15 protein-coding genes and 1 other RNA gene are annotated in these 17,982 nt (G+C 42.4%); 4 read left to right on the top strand and 12 right to left on the bottom strand.

What is annotated here, in order from left to right:
- Positions 1 to 1,692, bottom strand: a complete 1,692-nt coding sequence (locus ACFSJE_RS14910) for a M23 family metallopeptidase (RefSeq protein WP_379831657.1) — start codon at positions 1,690 to 1,692, stop codon at positions 1 to 3.
- 168 nt (positions 1,693 to 1,860) lie between these two features.
- On the opposite strand from ACFSJE_RS14910, the gene ACFSJE_RS14905 reads away from it, so the two are divergent.
- The 4 genes from ACFSJE_RS14905 to rny all read left to right on the top strand — a co-directional run bounded on the left by ACFSJE_RS14905 (position 1,861) and on the right by rny (position 4,246).
- Positions 1,861 to 2,151, top strand: coding sequence for a hypothetical protein (locus ACFSJE_RS14905; RefSeq protein ID WP_379831656.1), 291 nt, complete (start codon positions 1,861 to 1,863; stop codon positions 2,149 to 2,151).
- Positions 2,152 to 2,164: 13 nt separating this feature from the next.
- Entirely contained in the window at positions 2,165 to 2,458 is a 294-nt protein-coding gene (locus ACFSJE_RS14900) for a cell division protein ZapA (RefSeq protein ID WP_379832299.1), read from the top strand.
- A 54-nt stretch (positions 2,459 to 2,512) separates the two neighbouring features.
- Positions 2,513 to 2,622, top strand: a non-coding RNA gene (ssrS, locus tag ACFSJE_RS14895) — 6S RNA.
- A gap of 52 nt (positions 2,623 to 2,674) precedes the next feature.
- Complete coding sequence (rny, locus tag ACFSJE_RS14890) at positions 2,675 to 4,246, top strand: ribonuclease Y (protein ID WP_379831655.1); 1,572 nt, start codon at positions 2,675 to 2,677, stop codon at positions 4,244 to 4,246.
- Positions 4,247 to 4,249: 3 nt separating this feature from the next.
- On the opposite strand, the gene ACFSJE_RS14885 is transcribed toward rny, so the two are convergent.
- From ACFSJE_RS14885 to ACFSJE_RS14835, 11 genes are all read right to left on the bottom strand, one after another.
- Positions 4,250 to 5,074, bottom strand: coding sequence for a class I SAM-dependent methyltransferase (locus ACFSJE_RS14885; RefSeq protein WP_379831654.1), 825 nt, complete (start codon positions 5,072 to 5,074; stop codon positions 4,250 to 4,252).
- 49 nt (positions 5,075 to 5,123) lie between these two features.
- On the bottom strand, positions 5,124 to 5,753 hold the full coding sequence (locus ACFSJE_RS14880) for a cation efflux transmembrane domain-containing protein (RefSeq protein ID WP_379831653.1): 630 nt from the start codon (positions 5,751 to 5,753) through the stop codon (positions 5,124 to 5,126).
- 72 nt (positions 5,754 to 5,825) lie between these two features.
- The gene (locus ACFSJE_RS14875) at positions 5,826 to 7,886 is read right to left on the bottom strand and encodes a DUF349 domain-containing protein (protein ID WP_379832298.1); all 2,061 of its coding nucleotides are present in this window, start codon (positions 7,884 to 7,886) and stop codon (positions 5,826 to 5,828) included.
- Positions 7,887 to 8,028: 142 nt separating this feature from the next.
- A complete protein-coding gene (locus ACFSJE_RS14870; protein ID WP_379831652.1) occupies positions 8,029 to 8,781 on the bottom strand; it encodes a shikimate dehydrogenase family protein in 753 nt (250 codons plus the stop codon).
- A complete protein-coding gene (locus tag ACFSJE_RS14865; RefSeq protein WP_379831651.1) occupies positions 8,735 to 9,772 on the bottom strand; it encodes a DUF368 domain-containing protein in 1,038 nt (345 codons plus the stop codon). Before ACFSJE_RS14865 ends, ACFSJE_RS14870 begins: the two co-directional genes overlap by 47 nt.
- Before the next feature lie 17 nt (positions 9,773 to 9,789).
- Positions 9,790 to 10,707: a polyprenyl-phosphate transporter gene (locus ACFSJE_RS14860; RefSeq protein WP_379831650.1), complete on the bottom strand. Its 918-nt coding sequence runs from the start codon at positions 10,705 to 10,707 to the stop codon at positions 9,790 to 9,792.
- Positions 10,708 to 10,735: 28 nt separating this feature from the next.
- Positions 10,736 to 12,136: a tetratricopeptide repeat protein gene (locus ACFSJE_RS14855; protein WP_379831649.1), complete on the bottom strand. Its 1,401-nt coding sequence runs from the start codon at positions 12,134 to 12,136 to the stop codon at positions 10,736 to 10,738.
- 86 nt (positions 12,137 to 12,222) lie between these two features.
- Entirely contained in the window at positions 12,223 to 13,419 is a 1,197-nt protein-coding gene (locus tag ACFSJE_RS14850; RefSeq protein ID WP_379831648.1) for an aspartate aminotransferase family protein, read from the bottom strand.
- On the bottom strand, positions 13,420 to 15,114 hold the full coding sequence (locus ACFSJE_RS14845) for an OstA-like protein (protein ID WP_379831647.1): 1,695 nt from the start codon (positions 15,112 to 15,114) through the stop codon (positions 13,420 to 13,422).
- Between the two features lie 90 nt (positions 15,115 to 15,204).
- Positions 15,205 to 15,681 (bottom strand): Dps family protein, encoded by a 477-nt coding sequence (locus tag ACFSJE_RS14840; RefSeq protein WP_379831646.1) that lies wholly within the window; start codon positions 15,679 to 15,681, stop codon positions 15,205 to 15,207.
- A 124-nt stretch (positions 15,682 to 15,805) separates the two neighbouring features.
- Positions 15,806 to 17,917 carry a glycoside hydrolase family 97 protein gene (locus tag ACFSJE_RS14835; RefSeq protein WP_379831645.1) on the bottom strand — a complete coding sequence of 704 codons (2,112 nt, stop codon included), beginning with the start codon at positions 17,915 to 17,917 and terminating at the stop codon, positions 15,806 to 15,808.
- Positions 17,918 to 17,982 lie beyond the last annotated feature (65 nt).

The following is a 17,982-nucleotide window of genomic DNA, read 5'->3' as shown; positions in this document are numbered from 1 at the left end:
TTATTTTCTGAAAAAAGTACTGGTAAACGTGGTACTATTACCTACATTATCCGTAACGATGACTTCGAGATCACATTGTGTGTCATTCACGATATTGTCATCAAAATTATAGGTAATGGTATTGGTCTTTGGTTCATATTCCATCAGAATCCATTTTCCATTCAAAGTGGCCCTGTACGAATCAATTCCGCTAAGGTCGTCCGAAATAGTTAAGCTTAGATAACTGTAATTGCTCAACCATTGTTTTTCCTTGAAATTTTTTGGAGTGATGGTGGGTGCCACCGTATCGCGCGCCAAGGTATAGGTGCCCAAGTCCCGTGTTCGTGTGGTGAACGAACCGTCCCGTTTGTAGGTGGTGGAGTAGGAGGGGCGCAAACGGTCATCCAATCGAGCTATAAACATCTGTTTTCTTTCCGAGGGGGGATATTGTGATGGGTCAAAACTAATTGTGAAATTACGATGTGCGGCCACACTGTTATCGTGAATGGTGACCGTGTCCTTCCCCTTCTTTAAATTGATGTAAAAATCGTCATAGAAGGTGCTAGCCGGAAAATATACCTTCGCCGCTCCCAAATCAAAATTATTGGGTTTACTTGCAATGATGAAGTTTTCCGTAGCTTCGTTATCCTTATTGATTTTTGGGATTTCTTGCTTTCCTTCCAACGGAATGACCAATTTGGTCTGGTTGCCCGCAACGTCTGAGATTAGGATTTCAACCGTGTAAGACATTCCTTCCTCCACATCAATCTTCCCATCATTGTAAAGGGTTTTATAAATGCTAAGATGGTTGTAGGGCTCTTTAAAACACTTTTGGATTCGTTCCCGGTATTTCCCAAAATAATTGTAGTCAATCAAAGTATTGATATATCGGGTTTCTCCAAAAGAGAACGATTCAAAATCATAAGCTGAGTGTACTCTGCCATTCACGGTTTGTTTTACGGCGTAGACGCCATTTTTATTGGCGGCCATGTCCAAGCGGTCAAAACTATTGATTCCGAAACCAATGGTCCCGGTAGCGGTAACCTTATCGGCCAAAAAAGAACCATCCGGTTGCTTTGTAAAATTCAGTTGAATCATTTTGGCACTTTCATTCACCACCGCATCGTCGGACAATGGATATCCATAAAGACCAAGCAGGGTGGGATTGGTGGCGTCTCTTACATCATAACCATAGAGCAGGGGGTTGGTCGGTTTTTCGGTGACGCTGCTCCGTATCTCAAAATGGAGATGGGGGCCAGCGGAGCCTCCAGTATTTCCAGAGTATGCAATAACGCTTCCCTTGCTTACTTTTAATTCGCCATAATCAGGAAAAGCCTCAACCTCATACGATTGTTTGGCATACTGCATTTTTTTGATGTATTCCTCTATCTCTGGCCCAAATTTCCTTAAGTGGGCATAAACTGAAGTATATCCGTTGGGGTGCGCTACATATAGGGCCTTTCCATATCCCCAATGGGAAACATGTATGCGCGTTACGGTTCCATCGGCGATGGCATATACGGGCAAACCTTCCCGTTGTTGGGTTTTAATATCCATTCCAGAATGAAAATGGTTGGAACGGAGTTCACCAAATGTACCCGCGAGGACCAATGGAATATCCAAAGGGGATTGAAATACGCCTTGGGGATATTTTTCTTGTGCAGTGAGTGTAATAGCCAATAAAAAAAGAACTCCAAAAAAAGTAAGGCGCATACGGTACATTATTATTGTTTACGAAAGTAACCAATGTTTTTATTACCAAAAAGAGATTTAAGATACCTTACAGAACTTAAACCAACACTTTAAGAATATATACAAAAACTATTGCGAGGTTATCCAAGGATGGTTAACTTTGTATCATACGCATTGACGTTTGCAATTATGAGCGAACTAGTTGAGATTGTTGATTCTTTGGAGAACAAGGTTAGCAAACTGCTGCACAAGATGGAATTGATGCATCAGGCCAACACCAAGTTAAAAGAAGAATTGGACCTCGCAAAAGAGGAAAACAAAGTTCAGCAGAACGCCGTATTGGAATGGGAAGAAAAGTACAATTCCTTAAAAATGGCAAGCTCAATGCTGGGTGGTAATACTAGCAAAACAGAAGCTAAGCTCAAAATAAATACACTGATTCGCGAATTGGACATTTGCATTGCCAAATTAGCGGATTAGTTTGACCGATATTATGGAGGAGAAGCTCAAAATAAAGCTTTCCATTGCTGACAGGGTGTATCCGTTAACGATAGACCCCAAGCAGGAAGAGGGATTGCGTAAAGCGGCCAAGAACATTGAAAATCTGGCCAAAAAATTTGAGCAAAACTATGCGGTTAGGGACAAACAGGATGTATTGGCCATGTGCGCCTTACAGTTTGCCTCAAAAATTGAGCAAGGCGGTATAGACCGCACGGAAGGAACCAAAGCAGCATTTGACCGACTTAAGGCTTTGGATGATTTGGTCACTTCCAAACTCGGGGAATAAGTTCTTTTAAATAAAATATTGTTACTGCCCACATTGGTAATTATTTTTTGACAAACTCAACACTAATACAATTAGAGAGGGTGAGTTTAAGTTGTAAAAGCAGGCCCTACCTGTATAGGGATCCTTGAGCAGCTTGGTAGCCCTAAACCTGTACATAGGAGTTTGTACAAAACTTCAATCAATGTGGGCTTTTTTTTTAACTAAACATAAGTCAACATGGATAATATCATAGTAATTGTTGTAGCTGCTGTTGTTGGATTGGCGATAGGATTCGCAATTGCCAAGATGATGGAGAAGGGGAAAGTGACCAAGACCATTGCAAGTGCGAAGAAGGAGGCAGAAGGCATCATAAATGAAGCAAAGAAGGAAGGGGAGAACATTAAGAAGGATAAGATATTCCAAGCCAAGGAAAAGTTCTTGGAGCTTAAGGCAGAGCATGAAAAGGTCATTGTCAATAAGGATAAGAAAATCGGTGAGGCTGAAAAACGCACCCGCGATAAAGAATCCCAAGTAAGTAGCGAACTGGCCAAAAGCAAAAAACTCAACGACCAGTTGGAACAACAAATCAAGGAAGTCAACCACAAAAGCGAAATCCTTGATAAGAAACAATCCGAAGTTGAAAAATTACATAAAAGCCAAGTTCAGCAATTGGAAGTCATCTCAGGCCTATCCGCAGAAGATGCCAAGAGTCAGTTACTGGAATCTTTGAAGGAAACGGCAAAGTCCGATGCCATGGCGTATATGCAAAGTGCATTGGAAGAAGCAAAGCTTTCCGCCCAGCAAGAAGCTCGAAAAATCGTAATCAATACCATTCAACGGATTGGAACCGAAGAAGCCGTGGAAAACTGCGTTTCTGTTTTCAATCTGGAATCTGACGACGTTAAGGGTCGTATCATTGGTCGTGAAGGGCGAAATATCCGTGCCCTTGAATCCGCTACCGGTGTTGAAATTATTGTTGATGATACCCCAGAAGCTATTATTCTTTCCTGTTTTGATTCCGTACGCAGAGAAGTGGCCCGACTATCCTTGCACCGCTTGGTGACCGATGGTCGAATCCACCCGGCCCGTATCGAAGAAATCGTTAAGAAGACCGAAAAGCAAATCAACGAAGAGATTGCAGAAATAGGGAAACGTACCGTAATCGATTTGGGCATCCATGGTTTGCATCCCGAATTGATCAAGGCCGTGGGTCGAATGAAATATCGTTCTTCCTACGGACAAAACCTTTTGCAACACTCCCGTGAAGTTGCCAAGCTTTGTGGTGTGATGGCAGCAGAATTGGGCCTCAACCCAAAATTGGCCAAACGTGCCGGATTGCTGCATGATATCGGAAAAGTGCCTATGGCCGAAGTTGAGGTGGAAACGCCGCACGCTATTCTCGGTATGCAATGGGCGCAAAAATATGGTGAAAAGGCCGAGGTCTGCAATGCCATCGGTGCCCACCACGATGAAATTGAAATGACTACCCTAATTTCTCCGATTGTTCAGGTTTGCGATGCCATCAGCGGAGCGCGTCCGGGTGCAAGAAGGCAGGTTTTGGATTCCTACATCCAGCGATTGAAGGATTTAGAGGATATCGCATTCGGATTCAATGGAGTTCAGAAAGCCTATGCCATCCAGGCAGGTAGGGAGCTTCGTGTCATTGTTGAAAGTGAAAAAGTGAGTGACGACAAAGCAGCTGAACTTTCTTTTGAGATTTCGCAAAAAATCCAAACGGACATGACCTATCCCGGACAAGTAAAAGTGACGGTGATTAGAGAAACCCGTTCCGTGAACGTGGCCAAATAATAGTTACTTCTGGTAAACTCCGCTTTCCAGCATCAAAAGCCCTTTTTGCAAATGGGCCAACAAGTTGCTGAGTTTTGATATGGTGGATTCACCCATGAGAACATTCAATCCCAATTTGGGTGGTCCAAATTGTTTGACTTTGGCCAATAGCAAAGTGAAAAATTCTATTCCGGCATCAGTTTGATTGGTTTTGGAGATTTCATTCAATCCCAAACCTTCAACAATATGCGCCATTTCATCATTTTTGATGAGAAAGCTCAAGGTCTCTTGTGTAGCCCAAGGCATAGGATATTGAATTTCCCCATCATTTTTTTGAAAGATGTCATAATACAAAAAATAACCACCGGGTTTTAGTACCCTGTGCGCCTCACCATAGAATTTATGCTTGTCGGGCACATTCATCTGAACATGTTGTGTCCAGACTACATCAAACGAATTATCTTCAAAAGGCAGTTCGGCGGCACTTCCTTGCACAAAGTGGGTTTTATCATCCAGCTTCACCAATTTTGATAGCGCGTTTGCTGTCTGTACAAATTCTGGGCTAAGGTCAATTCCTGTGGCGGTACAATTAAATTCATCGGCAAGCATTCTGCAGGGGCCTCCAAGTCCACTTCCCATGTCAAGGACCGTTTTGCCTTCAATGGCAATGCTTTTGGCCAATTCTTTGGATACGGCCGCTCCCCGCACATGAAATTCATCCACACCGGCAATATCACTGCGTTGTACGTGGTCTAAATCGATATTTTGATTTTTAAGGCGAGCAATAATTTCTTCGAAGAGGTTTTCTTTTTGGTAGTGCTCCGCTACTTTTTGGTCCAAATGATTCATGCTGTTTGTTGTTGTTCAGGAGGTATTGGTAGGAAAAGGTTGGCTTGGCTTACGAGCATCCGCAATATTTATCACTGCTGGCCTTTTCAAAGCACTCTTTGCCTTCAGTAAACGCAAAATAGGATAGGGCCAAGGTGCCGACGCTATCAATATAGCCAATGCCCCAAAGTTCGTAGATACCACTGCTGATTAGTAGTATTATGGACATGTAAACACAGACCAAAGTACAATTGGCATCCGCTAAGATAGGAGCTGAGTCCAGTTTTTTGCCCACTTTTCTTTTTCCAATGACCAGTGCCCACATCACTAAAATGGAAATTATCGAAATCACTACACCCCAGAAGGTGGTCAATGGTTTGTGTCCAGTATAAATGTTGTAGATGCTTGTGGCCACCAAGGCCACGACCAATGCGTAAAAGGCGAAACCGGTAATTCTTAAGGCAGTGCGTTCAAAATTGTCCCTATGACTATTAGGCTGTTTTTGGATGCGGATAATCATGTGGGCAATTCCAAGACCGGAAATGACCTCTATAAAACTATCAGAACCGAAACCGAACAGGGCCAAACTTTCATCCTCGAATCCCAGATAGGTGGAGATGAGTCCTTCAATAACATTGTAAATAATGGTAAACAAAGCAAGTGCAAAGGCAATCCGATACTGTTTTCCAACATCTGTCATTTTTGAATTTACTTGTCCTGTTGAAGATAAGAAGAAGCTACGGACACAGATTTGGAAGATAAAAACATAGGTCTATTCCTCCTCGGAACCATCCTCTTCTTCTTCGGCCTCCCTATTCAACTTATTTTCGAGGATATTGAGTTTTTTGAGTTTTTCTTTCCAAGTCTGAAGGGCCTCTTTCTGTTTGTTGATGTTGTTGATAACCTCTTTTACCAATGGATTGTCTTCGGAGTCATCCGAAAAGAACTGTAAATTGTTTTCCAACTGGCGAATCTCGGACTTGCTGTCATTGATTTTTCTCCGGATAAAGACACGTTCATTGCCAATGGCGCGGTTATCCTCTGTCTTGGCAAGTTCTTGTACTTTATTCCCGTACTTAAGTAATTCAGATTCTTGCTTGCTAACTCCAGCTTTCTTGAAAAGGGCATCAATGATTTTATTGAACTTACCGTTGATGTGCTTTTTGTTGAAGGGAATTCGGCCATACTGTTTCCACTCATCCAAAAACTCCTTGATGGCGGCCAAATCCTTTTTCTTATCTCCACTTAATTGAAAGGATTTTAGACGTTCCAGACAGTCATTTTTCTTTTCAAAGTTCTCGTATTCCTCTTTGTGGGCCTCGTTTTTTTCTGAATGAAGCCGGTCAAAATAGTGGTTACACGCATTTTTGAATTCATTCCAGATTTTATCGGAATATTTTCGAGGTACATGACCAATTTTTTTCCAATCACTTTGAATGCGCTTCATTTGGGGCGTTACCTCTGCCCAATCATCGCTATCTTTTAAAGATAGTGCCAGCTCCAATAGCTCGCGTTTCTTTTCGAGGTTGGTGTGCTGTTCCTTTTTTTGGTTTTTATAGAAGGCATTTTTGTTCCGATTAAATTTTCGGACCACCTCTTTGAACGCTCCCCAGGTCTCTTCATTTACTTTTTGAGGAACTTTCCCTGCCTTGAAAAATGAATCCCTCAACGCCTCAACCTCTCGTATTTGCTGCTGTATGCCTCTATGATTATCGGAAACATTATTGGCCACCTTGGCAATGTTGGCTATGATTTCCTGTTTTTTCTCCAGATTTTTTTCATAGGACTTTTCCAATTCTTGGAAATGTTCCTGTCTACGAAGGTGCATCGCTTTGGTGGCATTGCTGAACCGTTCCCAAATCTCTTCCCGCTGCTCTTTGGCCACGGGACCAATATCTTCCTTCCAGATTTTGTGAAGTGTCTGTAGCTCACGGAACGCTTTGCCCAAATCGGGCTCATCGGCCAAAGCTTCGGCACGCTCCACTATTTTTTGTTTCTCTTCAAGGTTGTGTTTAAAGTCCAGATCACGCAGCTCGCGGTTCAGGTGAAGGAAATCATAGAAGATTTCCATGTGATGGTGGTATGTGCGCCAAACATCATTATAACTGCTTCGTGGAATCGGCCCTGCATTTTTCCAATTCTCCTGAAGCTCCTTGAAGTTCTTGTATGTGGTGTTGATGTCTTCTTCTACGTCAATAAGGCCCTTGAGCTGCTCAATGATTTCCAAACGCTTCTGGAGGTTTATTTTTAAGTTCTGCTCCAGTTGTTTGTAGTAGTGGTCGCGTTTTTCACGGTACTCTCCATAAACTTCGTTGAATTGCCTTTTGGCAACCGAGTTGTATTTAAAGTCTACCTCATTGCCACCATTGGATACAAATTCCTCTTTTTTATGCTCCAAAAATTCCTGAAACTTTTGGTCGAATTCATATTTAATGGAGCTTACATGCTTGTTGATGGCCTGTACTTTTTCATTTTTGACCAAGCGCTGAAGTTCACCCACAAGATTTTCCATGGGCATGGCATGGTAATCCAACATGGGGATGTAATGCCGCTTTTCATTATCTGCGTCCTCCGCATCCTCTGCGTTGGACTCATCTATTTCGTTCATTGGGTCATCTGAGCCATCGGTGTCAGAAGACTTCTCGCCGTCATCCTTTTTGGATTCGGGTGGCGAACCATTATCTGTTTTGGCTTCTTCGGCATTTTCTGCTACGACAGCATCGGACCCGGTTGGTTCAGAAATGGGGCTTTCTTCCAATGGAGTTTTTGTATTGTCCGATATCTGTTCAGTACCACCTTCAGCTTGCTGAAGTTTACGCTCATTTTCCTGCATGAGTAGTCTCCTTTCCTTTGGATTGATGATTAGTATAGCCAATTTAACAACTAAATTGCCTAATAGCAAAAGTATTGAACCTTCTTTTGCGTAAGATTTTTATTGTGCGGATCGATGGTAAAGCTATATTGGCTGCTGTTTTTTAGGGCATGTTCCAGATTTCCCAAGCCTTTTCAGCTTGCCCCAACAGCATTTCCAGTCCATTGGAAATGGTGGCCCCATTTGCTTCTCCCATTGCCAGAAAGGTGGTTTTTTCCGGATTATAGATCAAATCGAAGAGAAGATGCTTATTTCCAATATGTTGGTACGGTAAATCCGGTTTGTTTTCAATGTTGGGGTGGGTACCAAGCGGAGTGCAGTTGATGATTACGGTATACTCCTCTAAAATCTCCTTGCTGAGTTCTTCATAAGTGAACTGGTTTCTCTGTTTGCTTCGGGAAACATAGGCATGGTCTATCCCCAGTTCGTCCAACACAAAGCAAATGGCCTTTGATGCACCACCTGTGCCCAGAACCAACGCTTTTTTATGATGGGGTTGAATAAATTTTTGGAGCGATTCCTTAAATCCGTAGGCATCCGTATTGAAGCCTTTGAGGCCATTTTTGGTAAATTTGATGGTATTTACCGCCCCAATCTTGGCCGCCTTCTCATCCAGCGCATCCAAATAAGGGATAACGTCTTGCTTGTAGGGAATGGTAACGTTGAGTCCTTTGAGATTCGATTCGGACAGTACCGATTTGAATTCGGAAATATCTTGTATGTCAAAATTTTCATAGCTGTGGTCATCCAGACCCAGCTGCTCAAATTTTTTGGTAAAATAACCTTGCGAGAAGGAATATGAAATGTTTCTACCGAGTAGTCCGTACCTGTTCTCTTTCTTTTCTGTTTTTCCCATACCAATCCAATAGCAATAATACCAAAATTCCCATAACCACAAAAAGAACAGCCCACCAGGTTTCTGAATCTCCGAAATGAGGAAAATAGCGCTGATAGTTGAGCACGATTTTGTCCCCGTTGGAGTCCAAAATAAGATTGCCCAAATCGTCCATTTTGTACATGGTTCGTTTCCAAGGCCATACAACACCCAAAGAGCCAGTAATAAATCCTAAAATGGCAGCAGTGGTCATGGCTTTATAATGTTTGAGCACATAGCTCAATAGATGCGAGAAGGTCACCAGTCCCGTTGCGGAACCGAGTGTGAAAACCGCTAGAATCTTTAACGTTTGCATGCGCTCAGCATTTTTCAGAAAGCCAAAATCTCCAGAAAAGACCTCTGAAAAAGTATCGTACAACGCATTTACGGAATCAACGAGGAGCAAGACATAATTTCCCAAAAGAATTAGAATGAACGAGCCTGAAAGTCCCGGTAATGTCATTCCGGAAACACTGATGATTCCGCAGAAAAAAATGAAGAATAGGTTGTCATTTTCCCGTGCAGGGCTTAAAAAACTAATGGAAATGCCAATAATCAATCCCAGTATGCCAAAAGGAATGGTTCTTTGGTTCCAAGAGTCGTAATCTTTGGCGATGTAGTAGATGGAGCCCAAAATCATTCCGAAAAAAGTGGCCCAAACAAAGAGTTCATTTTGGTCCAAAAAGTAATCAAGGATTCGTGATACACTAAAGTAGCTCACCAACATTCCAAAGATGAGCAGTCCTAAAAATTGGGCGTTGGTGTATTGATAAAAGCTTTTGAACCTGCCATTGAAAAGTAATTTTAAGGCTTTGGAGTTCAGTTTTTGGAGGGAGTAGATGAATTCTTCATAAAAACCACCTACAAAGGCAACAATGCCCCCAGAAACTCCAGGTACTTTATTGGCAGCACCCATGCAAAGGCCCTTTATTACCAAAAAGAAATTATCCAGAAATGATCTAGGCTGATGCATGTGGCCAATGGGTTTTCTTATTTTTTGGAAGCAACTTTTTCCAAGATAAAAATAAGCGAAAAACCTATTATAGCTAGGATAATGGCAAGGATTAACTGATTGTCGCCCTCAAAGGCGGATGGCCACACATTCATATCATCTACCACTATGGTTTTTTCACCAAATGTTTTGGTTTCCAAGACTTTTTTCCATGGCCATATTTTATTCAAGGAACCAAGGATAAAACCGGTAAGCAAGGCCAAGGTTATATTTTTGTAATGGGTAAACATCCATTTGAGCAATCGGGCGAAGCTCAATAGCCCGAATATGGCGCCTACCGCTACGGTGAGTACAATTTTAATGTCACGCTCGTGTACGGCATCTAAAATGGTTTTGTAGGATCCCAAGAGCACTAAAATGAAAGCTCCCGAAATTCCTGGGAGAATCATGGCACAGACCGCCAATGCTCCTGATAGAAATAGGTAAGGCAGGCTCTCCACATTTTCATTAGGTGGCAATTCCGTAATGAAAAAGGCCACTGCGGCACCAAGAATCAATACGACAACGGTACCCAATGTCCATTTGGTGATTTCCTTCCCAACAAAAAAGATGCTGGCCAATACCAATCCGAAGAAAAAAGACCACAGCAACACGGGTTTATTCTCGAGCAGCCAACTCAAAAATTTTGCTAAGGAAAGCACACTGATGAAGATGCCCAAAAAGAGCGCCACCAAGAAATTTCCATTTATCTTTTCCCAAGCGGCTTTAACGCCGTCTTTTTTCAAGATTTTGAAAAGGGACAGATTTATATTGTTGATGGAGGTGATGAGTTCTTCATAAATGCCCGAAATAAAGGCAATGGTACCTCCGGAAACACCGGGAACCACATCGGCAGCTCCCATGGCCATTCCTTTTAGGGTAATAAAGATATAGTCAACTAATCGACGTGCTTTCATGGATTTGGGTACGTATGGAAACGCAAAGTTACGTAGAAGTCCTTTTAATTTGGGAAACGAATGTCTGTAGCCACTTTACTTCGCTGAACTCTGGAAACTCTTCATCGAACAATTGCAATTTGTCAATATTCAATTGCATGGCTTCCGTCAATTTTGCTTTGGCTTCCTTAGGTTGATTGTTTTTTAGGTAAACCCCAGCCAACTTATACGTCAGTGCAGCATTTTCTGGGTAGAACTCCAATCCTTGTATCAACACCTGAATGGTAGATTCAAAATCGCCAATTCTTTTGAGGACCTCGGCCCAATTTCGCCACGTATCCAGCTCATAATTACCCAAGTCAACAGCTTGTTTGAAGGCAAAATCAGCCTCATCCAAGTTATCCATGGCCAAATAGATTTTGGCGGCCTTTTTCCAGTACAGTGGGTTTTCACCATCAATATTGATGGCTTTGTTGATGTAGTACAACGCCTTATCGTAATCCTTTAGTTTATAATGGAAATTGGTGATGGCAAGCCATCCCTTGTCCAATAAGGGGTCCTCGTGTACGGTATTATAGTAATAATATTTGGCCAAATCATAGTTGCCCAATTTCTCATGACACTTTCCAATTCGCAGGAAGGCATGTGAGGTTGGATCCTCTATGGAAATGGTAGTTTCGTAATTTTCGATGGCCTCGTTGTATCGACCTAATTTTTCAAGCACTTTACCTTTTTCAAAGTAGGCGCCAATGAAGGAATCATCAGAAATGATGGCAAAATCAAAAGCGGTCAACGCCTCTGGGAACATATCCATGGCGTAGTACATTTTGCCCAACTGATGCCAAGCCACTTCGCAATAGGGATTGCGTTCCAAATAATCGTTCAGATACAGGATGGCGCCATCGTAGTCTTCCAAAAATTCAAAGCAGTATACCACATTGTAAAGGGAGGAATAATCACTGTCGTCGAACTCAACGCATTTCATAAAGCTACGCTTTGCCTTTTCATAGTCGTCCATAAAAAGGTACTCCATGCCCAATAGGGAATGGATGTCGAAACTGTCATCAGACAAGTGAAGTGCTTCCAGTAGCAGATTTACGGCTTCTTGGTGATTGTCCTTTTTGGATTGGATGTTGGCTCGTTGAATGTAGATTTCCTCATTGTGGGAATCTATATTTTGAATTTCATCCAATAATCGCTCTGCAGCTTCATATTTATCCTCAAAAGTCAATACCTCTACCTGCAAAAGCTTTAATTCCAGAGAATTGGGATGTTGTTCCAAACCAATCTGAATGGCCTTTTTGCCTAAGGAGATTTTGCCGTTGTTCAGGTAATGGTGTATGATTTCCTCAAAGTCCTCTGCATCAAAGAAATAGACGTCATCCGTCTTGAGCATGGACTCAAATTTGCTAATGGATTTGTCAGGATATTCGTTAGAATCTAACGCCATAGGAACGTGTTTGGTTTAACTATGGACTTAAAATTAACCCTTTGCTTAGGTGTTTAAGTCCCATTTTGGGGTATGTTATCAACAAATTAGTTAACAGTAGCAGGTTTATACCGATTTAAAATAGCAATGATTTGGTCGCAACCTTGCTCAATTTCTTTCATGGAAAGGGTCAATGGTGGTGAAATTCTAACGGCTTTTGGCTCAAACAGCAACCAAAATAGTATAAGGCCTTCTTTGGCCGCGGTGAGTATCACAAAATCTGCAATTTCCCTGCTTTTCATGAGCAACGCCAACATTAATCCTTTTCCTCGTATTTCATCAATCAAAGGATGTACCAAAAGCTTTCGAAACAGTTTTTCCTTTTCCAAGGTCTCTGCAATGAACTGTGATTCAGTGATTTCCTGTAATGTTGCCAGACTGGCAGCTGCAATCACGGGATTTCCGCCAAAAGTGGTGATATGGCCCAATTTTGGACTGTCCTGCAATGTGGCCATCATTTCTTTGGAAGCCACAAAAGCACCCACCGGTAATCCTGATGCCATGCCTTTTCCAATGACCAAAATATCAGGGACACAATTGAAATGTTCAAAAGCAAAAAGTTTTCCAGTTCTACCGAATCCTGGTTGAATTTCATCTAAAATAAGAACCGCACCCACTTCATCACAACGTTTCCTCACTTTTTCCAAATAACCATCCGTTGGAAGAATAAAACCAGCTCCACCTTGAATGGTTTCCAAAATCACGGCTGCAGTTTTGTGGGTAATCTTCTCCAAATCAGCTTCCATATTGAAGGAAATAAAGCGAACATCTGGAATCAAAGGTCGAAACGCGCTTTTCCGTTCCTCGAACCCCATAATGCTTAGACTGCCCATAGTATTTCCGTGGTAGGCATTTTTGGCGGAAATAATTTCCGAGCGACCTGTATATCTTCTTGCCAATTTTAAAGCCCCTTCAATGGCCTCCGTGCCAGAATTCACTAAATAGGTGGTCTCCAACCCTTCAGGAAGGTGGGAGGCCAAAAGTTTGGTAAACTCCACTGCAGGTTGCTGCACATATTCGCCATAGACCATCACATGCATGTATTTATCCACCTGTTCTTTAATGGCATTCACCACTCTGGGATGACTGTGTCCCAGTCCGCATGCAGAGACACCCGCCACAAAATCCAAATGGGCGTTACCCGCTGTGTCGTAAATGTAACTTCCTTTGGCATGGGATATTTCCAAGCCTAATGGATGCGGGGTAGTCTGGGCTTGATATGTGAAAAAGTCGTCTCTGTTCATCTAGGGACTCTGCGCTTTCTTTACTTGGGTCTTTTTAGGCTTAACCGCTTTAGTATTTGGGGCATTAACGGGGTCATTTTCATTTTTTTGACGCTCGCTTTCCTCTGCATCAATATCGATGGGGTTATCGATTCCTCGAATCTTTACCAGTTCAATGTTGTTGTCGTCCTCATCAAAAATCTCATCTTTGCTCATGATACGTTCCTCACCACGCCAAACGAACCCTTTCAGTTTTCTGGTTTCTGCGGGAAACTCGGTTTCGGGAAAAATATCCCCATCCGGATTCACAAAAAAGGTAATGTCCTCAATATCATTATTGGCCATGAGCAGCCTAATTTTACTACAGATGGTCTTATCTATCCCCACCAATTCATTATCATCATTATATACGTAGTATATGACCTCCGTATTTTGAATGAGGTCTATGATTTTCAACTCATTTTCAATGAATTTTCCGAGGAGGTTCTTCCCTTTGGCTTGATTGTATCCGTCGTTACTGATGGTATCCAATGAGATGATAAAGGCATTTTCAATCACTTTTAGAGAGTCCAACTTTTCCGTTTCCAAATCTGACAGCAAATGAATACTATCACCTGTGATTTGGTTGTCCACGTTCCAAAGTATCGGGTCGGTGATCAATTGGGTGATTCCCGTTTTCTCACTGAAATGGATGGAATCGCACTTACCGCTCAAGTCGGTTTTGTAGAACTTGGCATTTCGGAACGCCCTCAGAATCCTATTCTCCTCTTTCCCGGTGACCATCAAGGTATCGCCATGCATATAGAGCGAATCTTGCTCAACCAAACTGATGGATACTGCACGTTTTGTGGCAAAAACAGAATCCTTGGCCTTAAAGACTTCAGCATAATGCGCCTTAATGACACCGTTGTTGATGGTGTCCGTGATTTTTATATTGTTGGTGGCCGAAGCAAATTCAGAAAACTTATCAAAATAAAGACTGTCCCCCTCTATGATTTTGTTGTCATAATCAATTCGGGTATTCTTGATACCATACCCTTGTTCAATTTTAGTGTCATAAAAACCACGCTCGCAATAAATTTTATACTCCTCTCCGGTAATGGTGGATGGCCCGTACATATAGGCATTTTTGGAAGTACGGTAATAATCCAGTTGTTCTGAATCGATAATATATTCTGGATTATCAATATGAACTTTATTCTTGAACTGTACTTTTTTTAGCTCCGTGAAATAGGTACCCACCTTACTGGTAAGCACATTGACGGAATCCACGACTTTACCTCCTGAATTGTAATAAGATATCTGTTTTTCCCTGTCAAAATAAAGCGTGTCGGTGGTCAGCTTCATTTTGCCATCGGATAATTCAACAGTTTCCCAAGCCTTAGCCAGGCTGGTGTTGCCGTTCCAATCCAGTTTAGCACTATTCATCTCGATGGAATCCCCCTGTTGAAGACGTACATTGCCAATCGCCCTCAATCTATTCTCTTGATTGTAAAAAATGGCAATATCGCACCAGAGGTCGGCACCTTGATGCTCAAATTGCACCTGACGCTCATCGTCTTTACTGAAAATGGACGCTCCAGGATAATTGGCCTCATCCTTTGTGAAGTTGGCCCCATAGACAATATTGATTTGCCTACCCTGGGTTTCTTGCTGGGCAGCGGCCATAAAAAAGGAAAGAAACAGAAGGAAAAAAATAATCCTTTTCAAATCCATAGAATTTTGCCCAAAAGTAGGGTTTTTAGCCAAAGTGGCATACACCCTTTAGAAAGGTTTGGGATTTGAAAAGGATTTATTGCCGGAGGTCTAGCCAAGATAGGCAGAGTACATCCACACCAATTTTTCCTGCTCGCGGATGTAATCACTCATCAAGGCGTTGGTGCCTTCATCATCAGAGTTGCCAGACATTTCCAGTAATTCGCGCTCCAACGGCAAGAGCACTTCATACCCCTTTAAAATCTCTTTAATGGCCTCAATACCGCTTGAAACGTTCTTGGCGGCCTTGATTTTAGAAATTTCAGAATAGTCTGCATACGTATGCAGTGGGGTAAAACCGAGGGTTAGAATCCGCTCCGCGATTTCATCGATTTTCAACAAAGAATCGTTGTAGAGTTCTTCAAATTTGAGGTGAAGCTCAAAAAACTTATCTCCTTTAATGTTCCAGTGAAAGCCGCGGGCATTCATATAGAACAGTTGATAGTTGGCCAAAAGTTCGTTCAATTTATCGGAAAGCGAACTAGAGGCTTTTTTGTCCAGTCCGATATGATTTAAGGTATTTACCATGACTCTTATTTTAAAGGTTTACGACCAAAATAGGTCGTTTTTAGTATCTCATATTTCAATCCGAAAGGTATGTAATACGGAATACTCCTAAAGTGATAAATGTCACACAGCGGAGAAAAAGACGTTATTTTTTCTGAATCAGACTAATGGCAAAACCACCTCCTTCAGCCAATTGAAGGGTAAGTGAAGTTTCTTGGTTGATTTCCATTTCTTCTATGTCGATAGCGGTCGGATTCGTTTTATAATTTGCGTCGGCAGCGTCTTTATAAATAATGGCATCGTAGGTGACACCTTCGTCCAAAAAGTCAAAATCCAAACTGATTTCCCTTGCATTCTCATCCGTTATTCCACCAACAAACCAATTGCCGGTTTCCCGTTCTTTTCGTGCAATGGTGACAAAGTCACCAACCTCACCATTCAAGACCACGGTTTTGTCCCAGTCCACTCCAACATCCCTGATAAATTGAAATGCAGGGTGCCCTTCATAATTTTCAGGAAGGTCACATGCCATTTGCACGGGACTATATATGACCACATACAAGGCCAATTGCTGGGCTAGGGTAGTGCTTACACGATTATTTTCCTTGGTAGGAAGGGTGATATCAAAAACCCCGGGGGTGAAATCGATGGGTCCAGCCAACATTCTTGTGAAGGCAACAATGGGTAGGTGTTCTGGAGGATTTCCGCCGTCTGCCGACCATGCATTGAATTCTTGTCCTCGCAAACCTTCCCGGGCAATGACATTGGGGTATGTCCTTCGGATTCCGGTTGCCTTGATCGGTTCATGTGCATTGATGGCCACTTGGTATTTGGCGCCGGTTTCCACCACTTTGCGGTAGTGGTTCACCATCCACTGACCATGGTGGTACTCACCTTTGGGTATGATTTTGCCCACATATCCGGTTTTCACGGAATGGATACCCAATTTGTGCATGAGCTGGTATGCAGTGTCCAATTGTTGTTCGTAGGTGCGCGGTGCGGCGGATGTTTCGTGGTGCATAATGATTTCCACACCCTTCTCCTTGGCATATTGGTTGAGTCCTTCCAAGTCATAGTCAGGATAAGGAGTGACAAAGTCAAAGACGCCTTCACGATCCTCAAAACCAATCCAATGCTCCCAGCCGGTGTTCCAGCCCTCAACCAAAACCCCAGTAATATTGTTGGCGGCTGCAAAGTCGATATAGCGTTTGGTATTTTCTGTGGTGGCTCCATGTTTGCCGGTAGGTTTCATGTCGTTGGTGAAAGTGTTCATGTCTTGCGAACCGGCATAATCCCAAGTAGATTTTCCGATGTGCATTTCCCACCAAATACCCACATATTTTTTGGGTTTGAACCAACTCACATCCCCAATTTTATTGGGTTCATTCAGATTGACAATCAATTTGGAGTCTATCAGTTCGGTGGCTTTTTCCGCAATTTGAATGGTGCGCCAAGGTGTTTTAAAGGGCAATGCCCGCTTTACTTTATATCCCAATCTATCGGAACCGACCAATTCGCTGGTCAATTTGAGGGATTCATTGTCGACTTTTAGGGTCATCCCTGCATAATCGGTTAGATTGGCCTCATGAAAGCTTAAGTGCAATCCATCACTTCCACGCATGGTAACCGGAGTGTTCACCGCGTTTTCAGGGATATTGGTTTGGGCCAAATCCGGATTGTTTCGTTTGGAAATAGCATCAATTTCCGAAACTTTGGTGGTGTTGTACAGATGTTCATAAATGTCCCAATCGCCAGGAATCCACCAAGCGGTGTAGTCTTCAGTGAGTTGGAATTCGGTGTTTTCATCCATGATTATCAGACTGTCCACCCCTTGTTGGGGAAGAAATTCATATCGGAATCCAATCCCATCATCATACGCTCTAAAATACAGGTTGATTTTGCGATGAGGTGCCTTGTCCTCTTCCAGTTCCACCATCATTTCATTGTATGCATTGACCACTTCCTTTTGTTCGCCCCAAGGCATTTCCCAGCTTTTATGGACGGCCTTTTTTACCGAGTTTATAATTTTCAGGTTTCCCTTTAGAGATTCTTGGTCTTTAAAATCAAAACCCATGGAGGAGGCATCAATGATTGTTTTTTCATTGTGACTTACAAGATAGGTGGGCTCTCCAGCAGTAGAAAGATGAAAATCAATGGTGTTGATTCTGTTGGGTGAGGTTACTGTAAGCGTTTCGGATTCTTGTGAACAGGATATGAGAAACCCTGCAATGCAAAAGAGTGCTAGCAGCTTGTTCATGACGGCGTTGTTTGTTTAGTTAGTTTGTGCAGAAAGAAGCATCACAAAGCAGTGCTGAGAGGCTT

It is taken from the genome of Flagellimonas iocasae, from assembly GCF_042682725.1.
GTDB classification, from domain to species: domain Bacteria; phylum Bacteroidota; class Bacteroidia; order Flavobacteriales; family Flavobacteriaceae; genus Flagellimonas; species Flagellimonas iocasae.
This window is presented reverse-complemented; position numbering and strand designations above follow the sequence as displayed.